This window comes from Pseudomonas poae RE*1-1-14 (assembly GCF_000336465.1).
In the GTDB taxonomy this organism is placed as follows: domain Bacteria; phylum Pseudomonadota; class Gammaproteobacteria; order Pseudomonadales; family Pseudomonadaceae; genus Aquipseudomonas; species Aquipseudomonas poae.
The window spans coordinates 3,907,524-3,929,808 of sequence record NC_020209.1; the positions used below are offsets into that span (position 1 = coordinate 3,907,524).

The 22,285-nt window shown below is 61.3% G+C and carries 14 protein-coding genes and 1 pseudogene; 11 read left to right on the forward strand and 4 right to left on the reverse strand.

The genetic code is table 11. From position 1 onward, the window contains the following. Positions 1-7 precede the first annotated feature (7 nt). From H045_RS17035 to H045_RS17050, 4 genes are all read left to right on the forward strand, one after another. Entirely contained in the window at positions 8-1,627 is a 1,620-nt protein-coding gene (locus H045_RS17035) for a 5-oxoprolinase subunit B/C family protein (protein ID WP_015372985.1), read from the forward strand. Then, positions 1,624-3,357, forward strand: coding sequence for an acetyl/propionyl/methylcrotonyl-CoA carboxylase subunit alpha (locus H045_RS17040; protein ID WP_015372986.1), 1,734 nt, complete (start codon positions 1,624-1,626; stop codon positions 3,355-3,357). Before H045_RS17035 ends, H045_RS17040 begins: the two co-directional genes overlap by 4 nt. Positions 3,358-3,657: 300 nt before the next feature. Next, positions 3,658-4,452 carry an NYN domain-containing protein gene (locus tag H045_RS17045; protein ID WP_015372987.1) on the forward strand — a complete coding sequence of 265 codons (795 nt, stop codon included), beginning with the start codon at positions 3,658-3,660 and terminating at the stop codon, positions 4,450-4,452. 170 nt (positions 4,453-4,622) lie between these two features. Next, entirely contained in the window at positions 4,623-6,056 is a 1,434-nt protein-coding gene (locus H045_RS17050) for an ArnT family glycosyltransferase (protein WP_015372988.1), read from the forward strand. Between the two features lie 15 nt (positions 6,057-6,071). On the opposite strand, the gene H045_RS17055 is transcribed toward H045_RS17050, so the two are convergent. Further along, complete coding sequence (locus H045_RS17055; protein ID WP_003235131.1) at positions 6,072-6,560, reverse strand: TIGR00645 family protein; 489 nt, start codon at positions 6,558-6,560, stop codon at positions 6,072-6,074. Positions 6,561-6,723: 163 nt separating this feature from the next. On the opposite strand from H045_RS17055, the gene H045_RS17060 reads away from it, so the two are divergent. After that, positions 6,724-8,547, forward strand: a complete 1,824-nt coding sequence (locus tag H045_RS17060) for a hypothetical protein (protein ID WP_015372989.1) — start codon at positions 6,724-6,726, stop codon at positions 8,545-8,547. An 8-nt stretch (positions 8,548-8,555) separates the two neighbouring features. Here the strand turns inward: H045_RS17060 and H045_RS25995 are convergent, their stop codons facing one another. Then, positions 8,556-8,645 carry a hypothetical protein gene (locus H045_RS25995; RefSeq protein ID WP_461508143.1) on the reverse strand — a complete coding sequence of 30 codons (90 nt, stop codon included), beginning with the start codon at positions 8,643-8,645 and terminating at the stop codon, positions 8,556-8,558. Between the two features lie 557 nt (positions 8,646-9,202). Next, complete coding sequence (locus H045_RS17065) at positions 9,203-11,641, reverse strand: Lon protease family protein (protein ID WP_015372990.1); 2,439 nt, start codon at positions 11,639-11,641, stop codon at positions 9,203-9,205. 267 nt (positions 11,642-11,908) lie between these two features. On the opposite strand from H045_RS17065, the gene H045_RS17070 reads away from it, so the two are divergent. From H045_RS17070 to H045_RS17090, 5 genes and pseudogenes are all read left to right on the forward strand, one after another. Continuing rightward, positions 11,909-12,397 carry a DUF3015 domain-containing protein gene (locus H045_RS17070; RefSeq protein WP_003235134.1) on the forward strand — a complete coding sequence of 163 codons (489 nt, stop codon included), beginning with the start codon at positions 11,909-11,911 and terminating at the stop codon, positions 12,395-12,397. Positions 12,398-12,487: 90 nt separating this feature from the next. Beyond that, positions 12,488-14,341, forward strand: coding sequence for an Lnb N-terminal periplasmic domain-containing protein (locus H045_RS17075; protein WP_015372991.1), 1,854 nt, complete (start codon positions 12,488-12,490; stop codon positions 14,339-14,341). A gap of 256 nt (positions 14,342-14,597) precedes the next feature. Beyond that, positions 14,598-15,136: pseudogene (locus H045_RS24650) on the forward strand (MFS transporter); the annotation flags it as partial. A gap of 174 nt (positions 15,137-15,310) precedes the next feature. Further along, positions 15,311-15,667, forward strand: a complete 357-nt coding sequence (locus tag H045_RS17085) for a hypothetical protein (protein ID WP_015372993.1) — start codon at positions 15,311-15,313, stop codon at positions 15,665-15,667. Positions 15,668-15,737: 70 nt separating this feature from the next. Next, entirely contained in the window at positions 15,738-16,235 is a 498-nt protein-coding gene (locus H045_RS17090; protein ID WP_015372994.1) for a GreA/GreB family elongation factor, read from the forward strand. Between the two features lie 71 nt (positions 16,236-16,306). Here H045_RS17090 and ettA read toward each other — a convergent pair whose 3' ends face one another. Further along, the gene (gene ettA, locus H045_RS17095) at positions 16,307-17,971 is read right to left on the reverse strand and encodes an energy-dependent translational throttle protein EttA (RefSeq protein ID WP_003235139.1); all 1,665 of its coding nucleotides are present in this window, start codon (positions 17,969-17,971) and stop codon (positions 16,307-16,309) included. 285 nt (positions 17,972-18,256) lie between these two features. On the opposite strand from ettA, the gene H045_RS17100 reads away from it, so the two are divergent. Next, positions 18,257-22,108, forward strand: a complete 3,852-nt coding sequence (locus tag H045_RS17100; protein WP_015372995.1) for a bifunctional diguanylate cyclase/phosphodiesterase — start codon at positions 18,257-18,259, stop codon at positions 22,106-22,108. Positions 22,109-22,285 lie beyond the last annotated feature (177 nt).

Here is a 22,285-nt window from a genome sequence, read left to right on the forward strand (position 1 = left end):
GTTTCCCGTGCGCTTTCTACCGGTCAACCTGGACACCCTGCTCGTCGAATTGAACGACCTTGACGAAACCCTGGCCCTGTTCGACGCCCTGATGGCGGAACCGATTGCCGGCGTGGAAGAAATCGTCCCCGCCGCACGAACGCTGCTGATCCAGTTTCGCCCCAGCGCCATCGAGCGCCAGGCGCTGGTCGAGCGCATCGCCGGCCGGGACCTGAGCCAGCGCCGCGAAGGCGAGCAGCGCCGGGTGGAAATCCCCGTGCACTACAACGGCGAAGATCTCGACGAAGTCGCTACCCTGCTGGGCATCAGCCGCGCCGAAGTCATACAGCGGCACACCGCCCATGACTACAGCGTGGCCTTTTGTGGTTTCGCTCCGGGCTTTGCCTACCTCACCGGCGGTGCCGGTTTCCAGGTGCCGCGCCGGCAAACCCCGCGCACCCGCATACCGGCCGGCGCCGTGGCCCTGGCCGGGGACTTCAGCGGCGTCTACCCCCAGGCCAGCCCCGGCGGCTGGCAGATCATCGGCGTCACGCCGTTGCAGATGTGGGACCTGAACCGCGCCGAACCGGCCCTGCTGCGCCCTGGCTATAAAGTGCGATTCACCGACGCCGGCCCGCTCCCGGTTGGCGGCTTGCCCGCCCCCGCTGCCGCCCCGCGTGCCGCCAACCCCGGCGGCGCCTGCCTGGAAATCATCAGCCCCGGGTTACACAGCGTGTTACAGGACATGGGCCGACCCGGCCAGACCGATCAGGGCGTGTCGCGTTCCGGCGCGCTGGACCTCGGCGCCCTGCGCGCGGCCAACCGCGCCGTGGGCAACCGCTCGGACATGGCTTGCGTGGAATCGGTACTCGGCGGCCTGAGCTTTGTTTGCCACGACCGCGCAGTGATCGCGGTCACTGGCGCACGCACGCCCGTCACCGTTACCAGCGCCAGCGGCCTGCAATGGACAGCCGACAACTACCAGCCTGTCGAACTCGACGTGGGTGACCGGGTCAGCCTGGGCGCACCGTTGGCGGGGCTGCGCAGCTACCTGGCGATTCGTGGCGGCTTTGACGTCACGCCAGTGCTCGGCAGCCTGTCCACCGACACCCTGGCTCAGGTCGGCCCCCCGGCACTCGCCGTCGGCGACCGACTGGGCTTTACCCCTCGCACCACCGGTACCAGCGTGTCGCTGCAGGAAGCGCCGGCCTTCGAACTGCCGACGACGGCCGACATCGTCACCCTCGATGTGGTGATGGGGCCGCGCACCGACTGGTTTACCGAAGAGGCTGTGCAGCGCCTGAGCAGTCAGTTGTGGCGCGTCACTTCGCAGTCCAACCGCGTCGGTATTCGCCTGGCCGCAGAAATGCCGCTCACGCGCAGCAACCATCAGGAATTGCCCAGCGAAGGCACCGCCGTCGGCGCCATCCAGGTCCCGGCCAGCGGGCAACCCGTGCTGTTTCTGGCCGACCACCCGCTGACCGGCGGCTACCCGGTGATCGCTGCCGTGGCCAGTCACCACCTGGACCTGGCCGGGCAGATACCGATCAACGCGCAGATTCGCTTCAACCCGCTGGGCGCCTTCAGCGACATCCAACCGCGCACAGATGCCTCTTTTTCAACTGCCGATGCGAAGAAAACCCCATGAAAAAATTATTGATCGCCAACCGTGGTGAAATCGCCGTCCGCATCGCCCGCGCCTGCCGTGACTATGGTGTGCAATCGGTTGCGGTGTACGCCGACGCCGACATCGACGCCCTGCACGTGCGTCAGGCCGACGAAGCCTACGCCCTGGACGGCCAGCGCCCGGCAGACACCTACCTGAATATCGAAAAGCTCCTGGCCATCGCCAAACGCAGCGGCGCGGACGCCGTGCACCCAGGCTATGGTTTTCTGTCCGAGCGCGCCGACTTCGCCCGTGCGGTGATCAACGCAGGGCTGGTGTGGGTAGGACCGAATCCAGAGACCATCGACGTGCTGGGCGACAAGGTCCAAGCGCGCAAACTGGCGCAGCAGGTCGGCGCACCGCTGGTCGCCGGCACACCCGGCCCGGTCGAAAACGCGGCCCAGGTACTGGCGTTTGCCGAGCAGCATGGCCTGCCGATTGCCATCAAGGCCGCCTTTGGCGGTGGCGGACGCGGCATGAAAGTGGCCTGGCGCCTGGACGAGGTCGCCGAACTGTTCGCCTCGGCCGTGCGCGAAGCCGAAGCGGCGTTTGGTCGCGGCGAGTGTTTCGTCGAGCAGTTCCTTGACCGTCCTCGACACATTGAAGCGCAAGTTATCGCCGACAAACACGGCAAGGTCGTGGTGGTGGGCACGCGTGACTGTTCGCTGCAACGCCGCAACCAGAAGCTGGTGGAAGAAGCCCCCGCGCCCTTCATCAGCGACGCCCAGCGCGAGCGTATCCATCAGTCGGCCCACGCTATTTGCGCCAAGGCCGGTTACGTCGGCGCCGGCACGGTCGAGTTTCTGCTTAGCCAGGATGGCACGCTGTCGTTTCTGGAGGTCAATACGCGCCTTCAAGTCGAGCATCCGGTCACCGAAGAAACCACCGGCGTGGACCTTGTGATCGAGCAACTGCGCATCGCCGACGGCTTGCCCTTGTCGTTCAGCGAAACGCCGGTGCCGCGCGGCCACAGCTTTGAATTTCGCATCAACGCCGAAGACCCGGGCAAAGGCTTTTTGCCGACCCCCGGACACATCAGCGCGTTCCAGCCGCCTTCCGGCCCCGGCGTGCGGCTGGACAGCGGCGTGATCACGGGTTCGAGCGTGCCCAGCACTTTCGATTCGATGATGGCCAAGCTCATCGTCAGCGGCGCCACCCGCGAACAGGCCATCGCCCGCGCCCGCCGCGCCCTGGCGGAATTCAACATCGAAGGCATCGCCTCGGTGCTGCCCTTCCACCGGGCCGTGATGGAACATGCCGACTTCACCGGCGCCGACCGGTTCGCCGTGCACACCCGCTGGATCGAGACCGACTTCGCCGAACAGATCACCCTCGCCCCGCGCAGCGCAGCGTCGGCCGACCCCGAGGTGCTGCGCACCTTCGTCGAAATCGACGGCAAACGCCACGAACTGGGCCTGCCCGCCGCCCTGCTGCGTGGCATCAGCCTGAACGGACCGGCCCCCGCCAGCGCCAGCCAAAGCGAAGTGGCAGACCCACAAGCGGTGCTGACGCCGGTAGCGGGCAACCTGCATGCCTGGGTCGTCAGCGACGGCGAATCGGTCAGCGCCGGCCAAGTGATCGCCGTGGTGGAAGCGATGAAAATGGAAACCTCGATCCTCGCTCCGTGTGCGGGCGATGTTCAGATTGCCAAACAGGCGGGTGCTTACTTCGAGGCTGGCTGCGTGATTGGCCGTATCAGGACAGCCAATTGAGTTGAGCGCTGTGTTCATAGGCTGCACGTGCAACGGGTTGATAAGCCCGGTTACGCGTGCTTTCCACGGAGATCGGATTTTTCCTGCAAGATGCATGGCTGTTGGTGAACTGGCGTAAACCATACGACGACGATAGCCTTCATCGTCGCTGCAAAGAACGAATCCAGAACCGCCAGACATTCTTGCCCTTGACGTTAAAGCAAAGATTGAATAAAACCACTATCAGCTCAGTACAGCGCGCAGGCAATTGTTAGAACCTGCCCAGCAGTCCTGAGCTTTTTTTTGCCTGGAGAAAAGTGAGTGAAACGAATAGCCGTTCTTATCGATGGTGGTTTTTTCTTTCAACGCATTTTATTTTTCAGGCGAAAGTATTTCCGGGAAACCCTGTTGCCAAGCGCAGAGCAATTCGCTCAGATCCTCAGAAAGCTTGTGAAGCTTCATATTGAAGGTGAGCGATCCATGAGTGAGCTATACCGCGTTTATTACTATGACTGCCCTCCTCCAACACATCAGATACGTCTTCCGTTGATACCCGTAAATCACAAAACACCCGGCCATATCAATTTCAACACACACCCCCCGTATCAACTGAGGCGTGCTTTACACGAACAGTTACGTCGCACCAGGAAAACCGCGCTGAGGCTAGGTGAGCTCGCAAAAAGTGGCGAATGGAGTCTTAACTCGCACGCTCTCAAAGCCTTACTAAGGGGTGAAAAAAAGTGGGATGAACTGACCAATGAAGATTTTCATTACCACCTCGAGCAAAAATGCGTCGATACCAAGCTGGGCATGGATATCACTACCCTCGCCATGGACAGGCTGGTTGATGTCATTGTGCTGGTAGCTGGCGACTCTGATTTTGTCCCTGCTGCGAAGTTGGCCAGAATGAAAGGAATCGACTTTATCCTGGATCCTATGTGGGCCAATACGTCCAGCAGCTTAAGTGAACATGTGGATGGTCTTCGATCCTTCGATATTGTGAAACTAATCAGGGATTTCACCGCAGCAGAGGTAGTGACCCGGCCTGAATGGTGGAATGAACGTTCAAACGCACTGAGTCAGCTAGATGAGCGCTCTGAAACTGCAATAGAGTGACGCCATTAAGTAGAACCGGCGGCAAGCGCCATATTGAAAAGCGTAGCGATCCTCCCGTTTCGTAATCAAACCGCACTCTCGTTCACGAATTGTTAAGAAATACCTCCCTATACTCGCCGATTGCCATGTCCGCTCCCCCGAGCGGTCCCCTGCCCCGGTAGCCACACTCCATGACGCGTCCTGCTCCTCTGCTGCTCCTGCTTGCTGGTCTGTTGTTCTTCTTCGCTCTGGGTAACCATGAACTGCAAGGTTCCACCGAAGCCCGCGTGGCCGGGATCGCCATGGCCATGCACCTGGACAACGACTGGGTGGTGCCACGCCTGTTTCAGGAACCGTTTCTGGAAAAACCGCCCCTGAGTTTGTGGCTCGACGCCGGAGCGATTCGGCTGTTTGGCGCCAGCACCGGGGCGGTGCGTTTGGCCTCGGCGTTTGCCGGGCTGTTCAGCGTGATGCTGTTGTACGGGATGCTGCGCACCTTCGGGCGGCCGAAGACGTTGGCGTTCAGCGCGGCGTTGATCCTGGCGACCATGGCCAGTTACTGGAGCAATGTGCGGGGCGTGGGTGAGGATTCATTGCTCAGTCTGGGCGTGACGACCGCGCTGTTGGCGTTTTACCAGGCCGTGCGGCCTGATCGCGAAGATCCCGGCACCTGGGCCTGGGCGCTGTTTGCGGCCGGAATGGTCATCGCCACCTTGAGCAAGGGCGTGCTGGGCCTGGCGATGCCGGGCATCGTGATCTTTGTGTACCTGGTCAGCACCAGCCTGATGGACAAGCGCCTGAGCATCGGCGACTGGCTCAAGCCGGCGCTGTTTACCCTGTTGGCGTTGGTGCCGCTGGTGATCTGGCTGGGGTTTCTGTTTCAGCGCGACGGGATGCAGGCGGTGGGCGAAGTGCTGCTGACCAACAGCGTCGGTCGCTTCAGCGGCTCGTTTGTCGAAGCCGGGCATTACGAGCCGTTCTACTACTACCTGGTGAAGCTGCCCGAAGCGTTTTTGCCGTGGAATATCCTGGTGTACCTGGGGCTGTGGCACTTTCGCAAAAGCCTTGTGCAAAACCGTTATCGGCTGTTTTTCAGCGTGTGGCTGGTGGCGCAATTTACCTTGCTGACCCTGGCATCCAGCAAGCGCACGGTATACCTGATGGCGCTGACGCCGGCCGCCGCCGTGCTGGCCGCTGAATATGTGCGCGTGGTGCTCGCGTGGCTCAAGGAACACAAGCCTGCGGTGTACGCGCATCATCGGCGCGCGATCGGCGCGGTATTCACCCTGGCCATCGCCTGCTACCTCACGGCGGCCTTCTGGTTCGCGCCCAAAGCGGACGTGCGCCACTCGTTCGTGCCGGTGATCAGCGAAATCCAGACCCTGCTGGACCAGGGCAAAAACGTGGTGCTGTTTCAACCCAACGAGCGGATCGCGGGCGCCAGCGTGTTTTATCTGCGGGCTTACTTGCCGATTCTGCACACCGAACCGCAATTGCGCAGCTACCTCGCCGCCAAACCCGGCAATGTGGCGCTGGTGGATCGCACCGAACAATTGCAGGAACCGGTCACGGTGACCAAACAGATGTCGATCAATCGCCAACCCTACTACTTCATCGAGCAGTAAGGCCGGCGCGGCGCATCAGTGCTTGGTGAGCTTGTCCAGGTAACCCATGGCGAACGCCGAGATCACGAAGGTCATGTGGATGATCACGTACCACATCAAATGCTGCGGATCGACGTTCTTGGCGTCCATGAAGATGCGCAGCAGGTGGATGGAGGAAATCGCCACGATGGACGCCGCCACTTTCATCTTCAGCGACGAAGAGTCCATGGTGCCGAGCCAGTTGAGCTTTTCCTTGTTTTCATCGATATCGAGCTGCGAGACGAAGTTCTCGTAGCCGGAAATCATCACCATCACCAGCAGGCCGCCGACCAGGGCCATGTCGATCAACGACAGCAGCACCAGAATCAGCTCGGACTCGGCCATCGAGAACACGCTCGGCAGCAGGTGGATCACTTCCTGGAAGAATTTCAGCGCCAGCGCCAACAAGCCCAGGGACAGACCGAAATAGATCGGCGCCAGCAGCCAGCGCGAGGCGTACATAGCATTTTCGATAAAACGTTCCATTGAATCTCACACAGCGTGGCTAGAAATGGCGGCGAGTATATCAGCCGCTGCCAGCCGCCTGTCACCGCGAGAAAACTGACGTGTACGGCATCTGTAAGCGCGTTTATCTGCTAGTGTCGAGCCCATCAAATCGACTCAATGCTGTCGGACAGGAAAACTTGCAATGATGGATGTGCGATCTCCCTTGGCCAGCGTTGGCCTGTGCGCGGCATTGCTGCTGGCCAGCGGCTGTTCTCCCAGCGAAGAGCAGAAGCAGGCCACGCTCGAAGAGAAAGCCGCCAAGTTCGAACAGTCCCTCGACGGCATCCAGGACCCCAAGCTGCGCGACGCCATCGCTGACCTCGGCGGTTCGCTGTTGCTGCTGGAGCGCGCCCAGACCAAGCTCGCCAGCAAACCCATCGAGGCCGAGTACGGCGAAGACACCCTGGCCCTGCTCAAGCACTACCCCACGCCCCAGGCACTGGTCGACACCTATATCAACGGCCTGTTCGTGCTGCGCAGGGCCTCCCATTCAGACTATCTGACGGATCTGCAGCCGGTCTTCCCGTTCAGCTTCAATACGCCGGAGCAGTTTCCATTCCCCCACAACCTGGAGTGGCAGTCGGTCACCTTGAGCAACAACAAAGTGATTCCGTTCCAGCCGGAATGGTCGGAAACCGACCCCGGTATCCAGTTGAGCCCCAGCAGCTCCAACCTGACCAACCCCGACGACCTGACGGTGACCTACCCCTTCTTCGACGGCATCGAGACCGAAAACAAGAGCCAGCCGCAGCCGGTGAGTCTCAAGGGCACCGTGGAAGTGGTGGCCCCAGGCAAGGTGCTCAGCTTCGACCTGTCGAAAAAGGACGTCGGTCACCCGCGCACCGAAGGCACGGTCACCGTTCACCTGCTGCTGCTTGAAAAGAACTACGCCGAGCTCGAACTCACCAACAGCGCGCCCCTGGCGCCGGAACTGGCAGATGATTCGCCCAACCCGCTGCTGGTGCAGGCACGGGACGCTACCGGGCAATTTCTGACCCGCTCGGGCTCGATCAACGAAAGTGCGGCGCAAGTGGCGTTCTACGAAAAACAACTGGCCGAGCTGCAAAAGCAAAAGGCCTGGTCGCCAGCCCTTGAAAAACAGCTGACCGATGAGCAAAAAGCCTTCGAGCAAAAACAGGGCCGGTATTACGCCAAGGTTTACTTCAATGGCGTGATCGATACCCTGCAAGTCAACGTGCTGGACTTTTCCAGGGTCACTGTCACCCGCAAGGACCTTGAACTGCCGGTCCTGCGGTTTGACAAGAACAGCCTGGAAAAGACCGTGCAAGCCTTGCCGATGCCCGTCACGGTGTACGACGACGGCGCCGCCAGTTGGCTCAAGGACGCGTCGATGACTGAAGACCAGCTGAAAAACAGCGTCACCATCAGCCAGTCCGCCGACGATGCCAGCGCCGCGCATGTGGTGTTCGATCACCCCTTTACCTTCAACGACGATCTGGTGGGCGCCGAGCGCAACAGCAGTGAGGCGCCAGTGACGTTTTTTACCGCCGACGAAAAAGGCGAGCGCGGCGATCCTATCGAGTTGCCCACCGAGGCCTTCGAGCTGAACCCGGCGCGCGGCATGCTCACCTACGACCTCACCTTGTTCCCGGAGAACCCGGCGTTCGTAGTGGGCTCGATCCCGCTGTTCCTGGCCACCATCGAAAAATCCACGCTGGATGCAGCCAGCCTGCCCAAGGGCTTGTCGCTCAAGGACAACGCGCTGATCGTCGATCAACAAGCCTTCCCCGCCGACAGCTGGCGCTTTTACGCCAAGGACGCCAGCGGCAATTACCTTAAGGAAATCCTCGGCGTGAGCCACCGCGCCGAGGAATACGGCACGGCGATGTTTGACGTGCATTATTTCTACGGCCAGCCGACCAGTCTGGAAAGCTACCAGCGCACCGACCTGAGCACCGTGCAATACGGCTTTGAAGTGAAGCTGGACAAGCCTGAAAGCAAATAACGCGGCGATTACAGGACGAGGCGTTCTTGCCTGCGATTGGATTGGCGTAGATAGGCCTGCAAATGCAGGCCCCATATCGGCGGCTCGCGCCTCTGCATATAGCCTTGCAGCGTGAGGCCGTCGACGACGGTGCCCAGCGGGGTTTCAGCGGCTCAGGCCTTGACGGGTAAGGCAAAGGTTGCGCGGCATGGCGGCGCCCTTCGGTAGGCTGGTTTAACTCAGAATTTAACCTCTCGCAGCAAACTGGAACCTTTGTGGCGAGCGGGCTTGCCCCGCGTTGGGGTGCGAAGCGCCCCCAATCAAGACAACGCGGTGTACCTGACACTGCGCAGAGCCTGGTTTTGGGGCTGCTGCGCAGCCCAACGCAGGACAAGCCTGCTCGCCACAGGGAATCTGCGCTTAACTGAACGGCGTTGGGGCTTGCCCCGCGTGGGGTGTGAAGCGCCCCCAATCAAGACAAACGCGGTGTACCTGACACTGCGCAGAGCCTGGTTTTGGGGCTGCTGCGCAGCCCAACGCGGGGCAAGCCAGCTCGCCACAAGAAGCCTTGTCGCCACGGGGAGGTGGCTGCCTGAAATTTCAGTCTTTTAAACTCAAAAAATTAGTGTGTATTTGAGAAGAGGGGGCTGCCCCCTCCCTCATTGGCTGCTCAGTGTCAGGTCGGTTTGGCCTCGGCCAACGCCAACTGCGCCAGCTCCTTCTCCGCCTCTTTCAGGTCTTCCTCGCTGATCATCTCGGCAATCGCACGCAAGCGCTCCACCACCCGCGCATTCACCGTGCCTTCGGGGAACTGCCCTTCGTCGTCAGGCTCGCCGGCATCCTCGCCCACCAGCAGGCTCAGCGCTTCATCCGCCTGGCGCACCGCGTAGATGTGAAACTGCCCGGCGCGCACGGCCTGCAGCACTTTCTCATCCAGCATCAGCGTGGCCACATTGGCCTTGGGAATGATCGCGCCCTGCTCACCGGTCAGCCCGCGCGCCTCACAGAGGCGGAAGAAGCCCTCGATCTTCTCGTTGACCCCGCCCACCGCCTGCACTTCACCAAACTGGTTGATCGAACCGGTGATGGCAAAGCACTGTTTGAGCGGCGTTTTCGACAGCGCAGAGATCAACGTGCACGCCTCGCCGAGGGACGCACTGTCACCGTCCACATAACCGTAGGACTGCTCCAGCGCGATGCTCGCGGAGATCGCCAGCGGGAATTCCTGGGCATACCGGCTGCCCAGGTAACCGGTGAGGATCATCACACCCTTGGAGTGAATCGGCTGCCCGAGGTTAACCTCGCGCTCAATGTCGACAATGCCGCTGCCGCCCGGGTACACCGTGGCGGAAATCCGCGCCGGCACGCCGAACGCCGAGTCGCCGACTTCCAGCACCGTCAGGCCGTTGCACTTGCCCACCGCAGCGCCGGCCGTGTCGATCAGGATCACCCCGGCGAGCATGTCATCCAGAATCCGCGCCGAGACCCGTCCCGTGCGCGTGGCCTTGGCCTTGAGCGCGCGCTCGATATGCCCGGCATCGGTCATCTCGTCACCCGCCAGGTGGCGAATAAAATCCGCCTCGCTCACCAACTGGAACAAATCACCGATGCGCGCCGACAAGCGCCCCTGGTGTTCCGCCAGTCGCGCGCTGTAAGTGGCCAACCGCGCCACTGCGTCCGAGGTCAGCGGCGCCATGCCTTCTTCCGACGTACGGGTTTTAAGCAACTGGGCGAACTGCTCCAGGCTTTCGTCGACCATCGGGATGTCTTCGTCGAAGTCCACCAGCACCCGGAACATCTCCTGGAAGTCCGGATCGGCGTCCTGCAATGCGTAATACAACTGCCGCGAACCGATGATGATCACCTTGACCTGCAACGGAATCATCTGCGGGTTGAGGGTCACGGTGGCCAGGCGGCCCAGTTCGCCCAGGGGCGACTCCATCTTCAGTTTGCGCGATTGCAGCGACCGCTTGAGCGCATCCCACACGAACGGCTCGCCGAGCATTTTCTCGGCCTCAAGGATCAGGAAACCGCCATTGGCGCGGTGCAGCGCGCCCGGGCGCAACTGGCGATACGTGGTGTAGAGCGCGCCCTGGTCGGTGCTGTATTCGATGCGGCCAAACAGGTTGTCATAGGTCGGATGCGGCTCGAACACCACTGGCGCGCCGCCGTTGACCGCATGACCCACCACCAGACTCGGGCAGTATTGCTCTTCCAGCAGCTTGCGCGCCTGGGCGTCGGTCTTGGCGTCGTCCACCAGTTGCTCGACCACGGTTTTGAGCAGGTACACCTGCATGGCTTGCAGGTAACCGCAAACGCCTGCGTTCTCGGCGTACTTTTCCGATAACGGCGCTAGCAAGGGTTGCAGGGCCAGGGTGATGGTTTCTTCGTTGAACTGGCGCAGCTGGTTGTTCGACTCACGTTTCCACTGCGGCAGGCTGGCCAGCTCTTCGTTGAGGCGCTCTTCCAGTTCGGAAATATCTGTGTGGAAGCGTTCGCGGTCCGCCTCCGGCAACTGCGAGAACTCGGCCTCGTCCAGCGCCTTGCCGTCGAGCATCGGGGTGAAGGCGATGTTGGTGCTGTCGCGGTACAGCGCAACGTCCTTTTCCAGGGCCAGGCGCTCGATCACGTCCAAAGCCTTGTCGTAGCGCTGGTTGAACGCGCGGTCGATAGCGCTTTTGCGCTGCTGGTACGTTGGGTGCTCGAACACCGCCGGGAAAGTCGCCACGAGGTTGTCGACCAAGCCGTTGATATCGGCAATGAACGCCGTCGCGCAGCCGCCTGGCAACTCCAGGGCACGCGGTTCGCGCGGCTCGTCGAAGTTGTTCACATAAACCCAGTCCGACGGAGTCTGCAGGCGCTTGCCTTCAGCTTTCAGGTAGCGTTTGACGAACGAAAAGCGACCTGTGCCCGGCTCGCCCATGACAAACACGTTATAACCGGGGCGCGGCATGGCCACACCGAACTGCAAGGCTTCAACTGCACGTTCCTGGCCAAGCACACCGCGAAAGGGCTCCAAATCATTGGTGGTCGAGAAGCTGAACTGTTCAGCGGAGAAAGGGCGAGTCAGCGCTTCGGGCGCTAGACGCAAGCTGGCAGCAACAGGATCAGGCATCGGGCTTCCTTACATCAGGCGGGGCAGATAACGGCATTCTGGCTCCCCCTTGCGCGCTCTGGCAAGGCGAGCCGTAGGGAAAGCATAGACACCGAACGCGTCCTGCAAAAAAATCGCGACAGCGGCCATTGTTTTATAAAAACCCACGGAACCCTTGGAACGTGCCTAAACTCCAAACTGCGCGGGTTGGACTAATAACTGGCCCCTAGGGCGTGATCAAGCGCCTGAACCCTTGTCCATTGGTTTGCACACAAAGAGAACAAAGCTATGAAACGGATCCTTCTTGGTACTCTTTTCACCGTCGTCTCCCTCAATGCAATGGCAGAAGCACCAGGCGGCCCGAACTGCGGTTGGGGCAACATGTTGTTCGAAGGCCAGCGCGGCACACCAGCCCACTTCCTGGCTTCCACCACCAACGGCACCTCGGGTAACGCCACCTTCGGCATGACCTCGGGCACCAACGGTTGCAGCACCAACAGCGCCCTGACCTACGGCGGCAAGTCCTGGATTGCCATGAATGGCATGATGAACGAGCTGTCCGAAGACATGGCCAAGGGCAACGGCGAAGCGCTGACCACCTACGCCGTGGTACTGGGCGTGGCGCCAGAAGATCGTGAGCATTTTGCTGCCGTGACCCACGAGCACTTCCAGCAGATCTTCAGCAAGGCTGACGTGACTGCTGACGACGTGCACAACAACACCATTGCTGTACTGAAAAGTGATTCGCGTCTGGCGAAATACGCTACCCAGGCTTAAGCTCGACCTGCCCGCGCCTCTTGAGGCGCGGGTCTTATTTTTGGGCCCCCGCCCCTTTGGGTCTCACTTTTTCCGACTTAAGTTGCCCTTATGCTCAAACGCTTTGCCTGGCTGGCACTCTTGGCCTGCGCCCCGCTGCACGCGGCCCCGCATATTGATGATCAACGTTTGCAGCAACTGGCCAACGATCCGTTCTGGCTATCTTTGGGCCATTACGAAGCCGGCAAGATCAAAGGCTGGCGCAGCTATGTCAGCGACAATAAATTCTTTCTCGCAGCCGACGGTGCCCACCACCCGGATGCCGAGCTCAAGGCCACCGTTGAAGCGTTGTATGCTCCGGCCAGCCTTGGCGAAAAACACGCCCAATGCGTTTACCCAGCGCGCACTCGCTGGCTCAAGGCGCAGTTGCAACTGAACGACCTGCCTGCGCTTGAGTGCAAGGAATTCACTCAGTGGTTCAAGGACGTCGCGCCCCACAGCGCGGTGATGATTTTCCCGGCGGCCTATCTCAACAGCCCGTCGTCGATGTTCGGCCACACCCTGCTGCGTATCGACCAGGCGGATGTGCAACGGGACAAGACCGCGCTGCTCAGCTACGCGATCAACTTTGGCGCTTACATAGAAGGTTCTGACAACAGCATCCTCTACGCCTGGAAGGGCCTCGCCGGCGGCTACCCCGGCCTGTTCGCGCTGGTGCCGTATCAGGAAAAACTCTCGGAATACCGCAGCCTCGAAAACCGCGACCTGTGGGAATACCGCCTCAACCTCACCGAAGTCGAGACCAAGCGCATGGTCGAGCACGTGTGGGAACTCAAGCAGATCAAGTTCGACTACTTCTTTTTCGATGAAAACTGCTCCTATCGCCTGCTGGAACTGCTGCAAGTGGCCCGCCCCGGCCTGCGCCTGACCGAGCAATTCCCCCTCACCGCCATCCCCACCGACACGGTCAAGGCGGTCAAGGATGCGGGGCTGGTGGAGAAGATCGATTATCGCCCGTCCCGCGAGCGCGAGCTGCTGGAGCGCGCCAAGCCGCTGGACAGCGACGAGCAGCAATGGGTGCTGAAGATCAGCGATGACCAAAAGCAGTTGCAGGCACCGGCTTTCAAGGCGCTCCCGCGTGACCGTCAGGCGCTGGTCATCGACGCGGCCTACCGCCTTGGCCGCTACCGCGCCAATGGTCTGGAGCGCGACACCGCGCGCTCCCAGCGCAGTTTCGAATTGCTGCGCGCCATCAACCAGAATCCAGCACCGGACCTGAAAATCACGCCACCGGGCCTGCCGGAAAACGGTCATGAATCACGCACCTGGCAGGCTGGTATCGGCACTCGAGGCGACAGGGCGTTCGGCGAATACGGCCTGCGCATGGCCTACCACGACCTCAACGACAATGCCGAAGGTTTCCCTCTGGGTGCGCAGATCGAAATCCTGCAGATGAAACTGCGCCAGTACGAAGGCAATCACTGGCAACTGCAGCAACTGGACCTGGCCACCATTCGCTCCCTGACTCCGCGCAACGCCCTGCTGCAACCCTGGTCATGGCAAGTCACCGGCGGCCTGGAACGCGTGCCGGGTAAACACGACGACGAAACCCTGGTGGCCCACGTCAATGGCGGCGCCGGCGGCACCTGGCAACTGAGCGACGACATGCTTGGCTTCGCCCTGGGCACCGTGCGCGTGGAACACAACAACGACTTCAGCGAGGCCATCTCCCCCGCCGCCGGCTTCAACACCGGCGTGCTGTGGAAAAACCCGCTGGGCAACCTCAGCCTGGAGGCCAAGGGCGACTTCTTCACCAATGGCGAAGTGCGCCGCAGCATCAGCTTGAACCAGCAGTGGGAGTTGTCCCGCAACCTGGGCTTGCGCCTGAGCGCCCAGCGCGAGTACAGCCACCTGTCGACGCCGGTGAATGAAGTGATGCTGGAAGTGAAGTGGTACCACTACTGACCAGTCCAACACATGGGACCTCTGTGGCGAGCGGGCTTGCCCCGCGTTGGGGTGCGAAGCGCCCCCAATCCAGCAAAACGCGGTGTACCTGATACGGCTCAGCGCGTGGTTTTGGGGCTGCTGCGCAGCCCAACGCAGGACAAGCCTGCTCGCCACAGGAAATCTGCGCTTAACTGAACGGTATTAGGGCACGCCCGCTCGCCATGGAGGCTTTCGGAGGTTCTCAAAAACTTCGTCGCCCCGTCTTCGTTTCAGGATGCGTAAGGACTACCTGGCGTTTTTTCATCTCGCTGTTTCTATCCAGGCTGGCCGATCAAATCCTGCTGTTCATCGTGCCGCTGGTGGTATTCCAGACCACCAACAGCGCCGCCTGGGCGGGGCTGGCCTTCTTCGTCAAATCGCTGCCACGTTATCTCGCGTTTCCGTTGTGCGGAGCCCTGTGCGACAAATACTCGCCTATCAAAATCCTGCCTATCAGCCAGGTCTATCTGGCCTTGCTGTGTGTACAGCGCAGGCAAAAACAGCTACGCCGGTCTGCAGGCTGCGGGAGCGGTCACGACGATCATCATCCTGTTTTTCCTCGCCCGAGTGGCGCTGCCCCTGCGGCTGCTGAGCGGTGTCGGCTATTCGATGATCGCCACGGGGGCCTTGATCTGCGCCTTGAGCCCAAACCTCGGCGGTTATGCGCTGGGTTTTCTGCTGATTACAGGCTTCGACAAGATGTTCAACGTCTACCTGCGCACCCTCCGGCAACGCGTGATCCCACCCCAGGACTTCGGCAAGACCGTGGGCGTGTGGGGGTGGTTCGCGAAGATACAGCCTGGGGACGTTGGGCACTGATCCAAACCAGATGAAAATTAAACTGTGGAGAGTCCATATCACAGCGTTCTCACCCGCCTTTCACGCCGCCCCGACAAATCCCTGACTAGACTTGCGCCCATAAGCCGAGAAACGGCCAGGGAGTACGCCATGTGGCGGTATGCGGTGATGCTGGGCGCGGTGTTGTGGTTATCGGGTTGCCAGACAACTCATCAGGAATTAATCGCCAACGGATACCCACCGGCCTTTGCCGATGGCTTCGATGATGGCTGCAGCAGCGGACGCCAGGCAGCCGGGGTGATCAGCGGGGAGTTTCGCAAGAATGTACCGCGCTACCTGAAAGAGCGGGAATACGCCGCAGGCTGGGAAGACGGCTTTCGCCAGTGCAAGGCCATGCGTGAACACGAAGAACTGCGTGACTACATAGACAACCGCGGGGACTACCGCGAGCGCGCCTGGCAGCGGGAGAAAGACCGCGACGCCGCCAGGGCCTACCGCGACCAATAGATCGCTGCCACGCAGAGAGCGGGAACGATCGAACGGCGCATAGGGCCCAACCTCCATTGAGGAGAATGTCATGAGCCGAGCTTTTGTGAACGAAGACAATGCCGCCGCCCAGGCCGATCAGCCTGTGGAGCGCCAGGTCAGCGAACAGCCCAATCACCTGACGGCGCACGGGTTGGCGCAGTTGCAGGCCAAAGTTGCACAGCTGCAAGCCGAATACAGCGCCGAGTCCGCCAAGGGTGAGCAGGCCGATAAACAACGTCAGGCTGACCTGGAGCGCGACCTGCGCTACTTCAACCAGCGCGTACAAAGCGCGCACGTGGTTGCACCAGCCACGTCGACCGACAAGGTGCAGATCGGCAACTGGGTCACCTTCGCCAATGAGCAGGACGAACAGCAGCGCATTCAACTGGTCGGGGAAGACCAGGCCGACGCCACCGCAGGCCTGATCAACTGGGGCTCGCCCCTGGGTCGTGCACTGCTGGGCGCTCAGGTGGGCGACGAGGTGCTGTGGAAACGGCCCGTGGGCGATCAGTTGATTGAAGTGTTGCGCATTGAGCCCGACGCTTAGCTGGAGCCTGCAACAGGATGAAAAAAAAACGGAGCCCCAAGGGACTCCGCTTTTTTAACCACCCGCCCGAATCAGGCCAGCTTTTTGTGCCTTACCCGGTGCGGCTGCGCAGCCGCATCGCCCAGGCGCTTCTTACGGTCCGCTTCGTACTCGGTGTAGTTGCCTTCGAAGAACACCGCCTGAGAATCGTCTTCGTACGCCAGGATGTGAGTGGCGACGCGGTCAAGGAACCACCGATCGTGAGAGATCACAATGGCGGCGCCCGGGAAGTCCAGCAGGGCTTCTTCCAGCGAACGCAGGGTTTCAACGTCGAGGTCGTTGGACGGTTCGTCGAGCAGCAACACGTTGCCGCCTTCTTTGAGGGTCAGGGCCAGGTGCAAGCGACCGCGCTCACCACCGGACAGGTCCTTGACGAACTTCTGCTGGTCGCCGCCCTTGAAGTTGAAACGGCCCACATAGGTGCGCGACGGGATTTCATAGTTGCCGATGCGAATCTGGTCGGAACCGTCGGACACCTGCTGGAACACGGTCTTGCTGCCATCGAGGTCGTCGCGGCTCTGATCCACGCAAGCAAGCTGCACGGTTTCGCCGATCTCGATGCTGCCCGAGTCCGGCGTTTCCTTGCCCATCAGCATGCGGAACAGGGTGGACTTACCCGCACCGTTACCGCCGATAACGCCGACGATCGCGCCTTTTGGCATGGAGAACGACAGGTTGTCGATCAACACGCGGTCGCCATAGCCTTTGGAAACGTTCTTGAACTCGATGACCTTGTCACCCAGGCGCGGGCCGGCCGGAATATAGATCTCGTTGGTTTCGCTGCGCTTCTGGAATTCCTGCGACTGCATTTCTTCAAAGCGTTGCAGACGCGCCTTGGATTTGGACTGGCGGGCCTTGGCGCCTTTGCGCACCCATTCCAGCTCTTCCTTCATGGCTTTTTCGTGGGCCGATTGCTGCTTGGATTCGGCGGCCAGACGGTCGGACTTGGCTTCCAGCCAACCGGAGTAGTTACCCTCGTAAGGGATACCGGCGCCACGGTCGAGTTCGAGGATCCAGCCGGCGACGTTGTCGAGGAAGTAACGGTCGTGCGTGATCGCAACCACGGTGCCCGGGAAGTCGTGCAGGAAATGCTCCAGCCAGGCGACGGAATCGGCGTCCAGGTGGTTGGTCGGTTCGTCGAGCAGCAGCATGTCGGGGGCCGACAGCAGCAGGCGGCACAGGGCCACGCGACGTTTTTCACCACCGGAGAGGACGTCGACCTTGGCGTCCCACGCCGGCAGGCGCAGCGCATCGGCGGCCACTTCCAGCTGGCGTTCCAGGTTGTGACCGTCGCTGGCCTGCAGGATGGCTTCGAGCTTGGCCTGTTCGGCGGCAAGCTTGTCGAAGTCGGCGTCTTCTTCTGCGTAAGCCGCGTAGACCTCGTCCAGGCGCGCCTGGGCGTTCTTGATCACGCTGACGGCCTCTTCGACCACTTCACGCACGGTCTTGGTCGGGTCCAGGATCGGCTCTTGCGGCAGGTAACCGATATTCAGTTCCGGCATCGGGCGCGCTTCGCCTTCGAACTCGGTGTCGACGCCGGCCATGATTTTCAACAGCGTGGATTTACCCGAGCCGTTGAGACCGAGCACGCCGATCTTGGCGCCGGGGAAGAAGGACAGCGAAATGTTTTTCAGGATTTCCCGCTTCGGCGGAACAACTTTTCCCAGCCGATGCATGGTGAAGACGTATTGAGCCATGGTGAACCTAGCGTCAGTGACTGATGAATTGAGCGGGCGAAGCCCGTGCCAGGCCATGCGCGGCGCCGACCTTTGACTATGATCAATGCCAGCGAGCGGAAAAAGCCTGAATGTCTGGGGCTGGAACGCCCTCGTGTAACCGGCAAAGCTACCTGAATGCGCTTGGTCAGTCCAGCCAGGCCAGGGCTGGCACTTTGCCACAACTCAAGGCATGCTAGCCGCCCTTCGGGCGTCCGGCTTATAGTGCACGCCGCGCGCCAGTCCGCCAAACCGCAGGATTACAGCTTGTCCAACGTCACGCCGCCCTCGCCCCTGCGCGCCGCCCATCTGGCAACGGGAGCGCCCCTGCACGGCACCCTAAAAGGCGCATTGGCGACCCTGGTGCTGATGCTGCTCGCGCTGTTGTTCTGGCAGTTGTTCGACCAATTGCAGCAAAACCAGAAGAACCAGCAGCAATACACCATCGACTACAGCGCCGACCTGGCCGAGCAAATCAGCCTGAACATGGCGCTGAGCGCAAAAATCGCGCTGAATCTGCTGCCCATGGTCGAACCCCCGCGTGACAGCGAACAGCAACAAGCCCTGATGCGCAGCCTGCAACGCTCCCTGCCCGAGCTGCGCAGCCTCGCCCTGCTCGCCCCCAGCGGCGCGATCATCAGCGACAGCGCAGCCGACAGCCAGGACAGCGTATGGCTTGAAGAACTGGTGCAACGCAGCCACGGCCAGTCCTATTACCTGAGCAACAACAACGACGGCAGCCTCATCTACTTGCTGCTGCACCAGCCCAGCGGCGGCTCAAGGGTGTACTGGGCGCTGCGCCTGGGCCCCGATTACCTCACCAACCTCACCCGCCAGGACGGCCAGAGTCAAAGGCCGATGTGGGCCATCGAAAACCGCATCAACCATCAGGTGGTCAGCCGCGAAGGGGGCATGCCGGTGCAGGGCGCCAACACCCTGACCGCGGACGAGCTGAATAACAGCGTGCTGATCACGCCATTGAGCAAAAGCGACTGGCAGCTGCGCGGCCTGTTCGACCGCAGCGCGGTGCTCGAACAACTGCTGCCGGCGTTTATCGGCAAATGCCTGCTGGGCCTGGCATTTTCGCTGATCCCGGTGATCGTGCTGCTGAACATGCGTCGGCGCCAGCGCCAGGTGAATGAAGGCCGGCGCCGCTATCAGGATATTTTCGAAGGCACCGGCGTGGCCCTGTGCGTGCTCGACCTGTCGAGCCTCAAAGCGTTCTTCGACAAGGCACAGCTGCGCACCGGCGAGCAACTGCGCGCCTGGCTGCAGGACAATCCCGAAGCGCGCAGGCAATTGCTCAAAGGGCTGCGGATCACCGAGGTCAACCAGGTGGCCGTGCGTTTATTGAATGTCAGCTCCTGCGACCAGGCCTGGCAGCGCCTGCTCGATGATTCGCCGCACAACGCCACCTCGATTGGCTATCAGGTCCTCGACGCGGTGCTGACCCAGCAAAAACAGCTGGAGCTGGAGATCCAGCTCAACGATGTCGCCGGTAACCCGCAATACCTGTGGCTGGTGATGCGCCTGCCGGAACAGTTGGACGACTTCAAGTCGGTAATCCTCAGCATCAATGACATTACCAGCCGCAAGCTGATCGAGCTATCGCTGGTGGAACGCGAAAGCTTCTGGTCGGACGTGGTGCGCACCGTGCCCGACCACCTGTATGTGCAGGACGTGATCAGCCAGCGCATGATCTTCAGCAACCACCACCTGGGCCATACCCTGGGCTACGACCAGCCAGAGCTTGCGCAGATGGGCGAGTATTTCTGGGAGATCCTGCTGCACCCCGAAGACGCCGAGCATTACCAGGACCAGCGCCAGCAGCAGCGTGAGGTCGGCTATTCGACCCAGTTGCACTGCCAGCTGCGTTTTCGCCATCGCAACAACCAATGGCGGCGTTTCGATATCCGCGAACAGGCCCTGGCCCGCGATAACACCGCGCAGGTGACGCGCATCATTGGCGTGGCCAAAGACATTACCGACCAGATCGAAGCCAGCGAATCCCTGCGTGACAGCGAACAACGCTACCGCATGCTGGCCGAGAGTATCAGCGACGTGATCTGCTCCACCGACAGCCAATTGGCTCTCAACTACCTCAGCCCATCAGTCAATGCGGTGCTGGGTTATGACGTGGACTGGGTGTTCAAGCACGGCTGGCAGTCGATCATCGCCAACCCACAGCAACTGACCGGCGTCAGCGCGCTGTTCGAACAAGTCAAACGCGCAGCCGGAGATCCGCTGGCGCTGGCGGTGCTGCGTGAACAGACTCACACCCAACTGTTCCTGTTCGACTGCCTGCGCGCAGACGGGCGCAAAGTACCGATCGAGATGCGCCTGGTGCTTGTGTGGGACGAACAAGGCGCTTTCGAGGGCATCCTCGGCGTGGGCCGCGATATCAGCCAGCAACGCCGCGCCGAGAAAGACCTGCGCATGGCGGCCACGGTATTCGAGCATTCCACCTCGGCGATCCTGATCACCGACCCGGCCGGTTATATCGTGCAGGCCAACGAGGCGTTCAGCCGGGTCAGCGGCTATGCCGTGACGGATGTGCTCGACCAGTTGCCGAACATGCTTACCGTGGACGAACAACAGGAAGCTCACCTGCGCTACGTGCTCAAGCAGTTGCACCAGCACAGCACCTGGGAAGGCGAAGTGTGGCTCAAGCGGCGCAACGGTGAGCATTACCCGGCCTGGGTGGGCATTACCGCCGTGTTCGACGACGAAGGCGACCTGGCCAGCTATGTGTGCTTCTTCAGCGATATCAGCGAGCGCAAGGCCAGCGAACAGCGCATCCACCGCCTGGCGTATTACGACGCCCTGACCCACCTGCCCAACCGCACGCTGTTCCAGGACCGCCTGCACACCGCGTTGCAGTCGGCCGAGCGGCAAAAGTCGTGGGTGGTGCTGATGTTCCTCGACCTCGACCGCTTCAAGCCGATCAACGACTCCCTCGGGCACGCCGCCGGCGACCGCATGCTCAAGGAAATGGCTATCCGCCTGCTCGGCTGCGTGGCCGAGGACGACACCGTGGCACGCATGGGCGGCGACGAGTTCACCTTGCTCCTGCAACCGGGGGCCAGCCGCGAACTGGCACTGAACCGGGCGATCCACGTGGCCGAGCAAATCCTCGCCAGCCTGGTAAAACCCTTTGTGCTGGAAGGCCGCGAGTTTTTCGTGACCGCCAGTATCGGCATTGCCTTGAGCCCGCAGGACGGCAATGAGCTGAGCCAGCTGATGAAAAACGCCGACACCGCGATGTATCACGCCAAGGAACGCGGCAAGAACAATTTCCAGTTCTACCAAGCCGACATGAACGCCAGCGCGCTGGAGCGCCTGGAGCTGGAAAGCGACCTGCGCCACGCGCTGGAGCAGGACGAATTCGTGCTGTATTACCAGCCGCAGTTCAGCGGCGACGGCAAACGCCTGACCGGCGCCGAGGCGCTGCTGCGCTGGCGGCACCCGCGCCGTGGCCTGGTGCCGCCGGGGGACTTCATTCCGGTGCTGGAAGAGCTGGGGCTGGTGGTGGACGTGGGCGACTGGGTGCTCAGCGAGGCCTGTCGCCAGTTGAAAACCTGGCACCAGAACAAGGTGCGCGTGCCGAAAGTCTCGGTGAACATCTCGGCGCGGCAGTTCTCCGATGGCCAGTTGGGCACGCGCATCGCCACCATCCTCAAGGACACCGGCCTGCCGCCCGCGTGCCTGGAGCTGGAGCTGACCGAAAGCATCCTGATGCGCGAGGTCAACGAAGCCATGCAAATCCTCGCCAGCCTGAAAAACCTGGGTTTGAGCATTGCGGTGGACGATTTCGGCACCGGCTATTCCTCGCTCAATTACCTCAAGCAGTTCCCCATCGACGTGTTGAAGATCGACCGCACGTTCGTCGACGGCCTGCCGTCCGGCGAGCAGGACGCGCAGATCGCCCGCGCCATTATTGCCATGGCCCACAGCCTCAACCTCGCGGTGATCGCCGAAGGCGTGGAGACCCACGAGCAGCTGGATTTCCTCAGGGAACATGGTTGCGATGAGGTGCAGGGTTACCTGTTCGGACGGCCGATGCCGGCGAATCGGTTCGAGGCGCAGTTCAGCAATGATGCGCTGTTCATGTTCGACTGAGTTTTTTTGCTGGGGCGGATGGCCTCATCGCAGGCTAGCCAGCTCCCACCTTTGATTGGGTTCACAGATCAAAATGTGGGAGCCGGGCTTGCCCGCGATAGGGCCGGCCCTGGCGCCGCTTATCCCCAGATGAGCCCCGCTTGTGCGCGACATGATGTCCTTTCATATGCCATCCAA

Bases quoted from the DNA above. Each gene is read 5' to 3' on its own strand.
- H045_RS17040 (WP_015372986.1), top strand. From the start codon at position 1,624: ATGAAAAAATTATTGATCGCCAACCGTGGTGAAATCGCCGTCCGCATC.
- H045_RS17050 (WP_015372988.1), top strand. From the start codon at position 4,623: ATGACGCGTCCTGCTCCTCTGCTGCTCCTGCTTGCTGGTCTGTTGTTC.
- H045_RS17055 (WP_003235131.1), bottom strand. From the start codon at position 6,560: ATGGAACGTTTTATCGAAAATGCTATGTACGCCTCGCGCTGGCTGCTG.
- H045_RS17060 (WP_015372989.1), top strand. From the start codon at position 6,724: ATGATGGATGTGCGATCTCCCTTGGCCAGCGTTGGCCTGTGCGCGGCA.
- H045_RS25995 (WP_461508143.1), bottom strand. From the start codon at position 8,645: ATGCAGAGGCGCGAGCCGCCGATATGGGGCCTGCATTTGCAGGCCTAT.
- H045_RS17065 (WP_015372990.1), bottom strand. From the start codon at position 11,641: ATGCCTGATCCTGTTGCTGCCAGCTTGCGTCTAGCGCCCGAAGCGCTG.
- H045_RS17070 (WP_003235134.1), top strand. From the start codon at position 11,909: ATGAAACGGATCCTTCTTGGTACTCTTTTCACCGTCGTCTCCCTCAAT.
- H045_RS17075 (WP_015372991.1), top strand. From the start codon at position 12,488: ATGCTCAAACGCTTTGCCTGGCTGGCACTCTTGGCCTGCGCCCCGCTG.
- H045_RS17085 (WP_015372993.1), top strand. From the start codon at position 15,311: ATGTGGCGGTATGCGGTGATGCTGGGCGCGGTGTTGTGGTTATCGGGT.
- H045_RS17090 (WP_015372994.1), top strand. From the start codon at position 15,738: ATGAGCCGAGCTTTTGTGAACGAAGACAATGCCGCCGCCCAGGCCGAT.
- ettA (WP_003235139.1), bottom strand. From the start codon at position 17,971: ATGGCTCAATACGTCTTCACCATGCATCGGCTGGGAAAAGTTGTTCCG.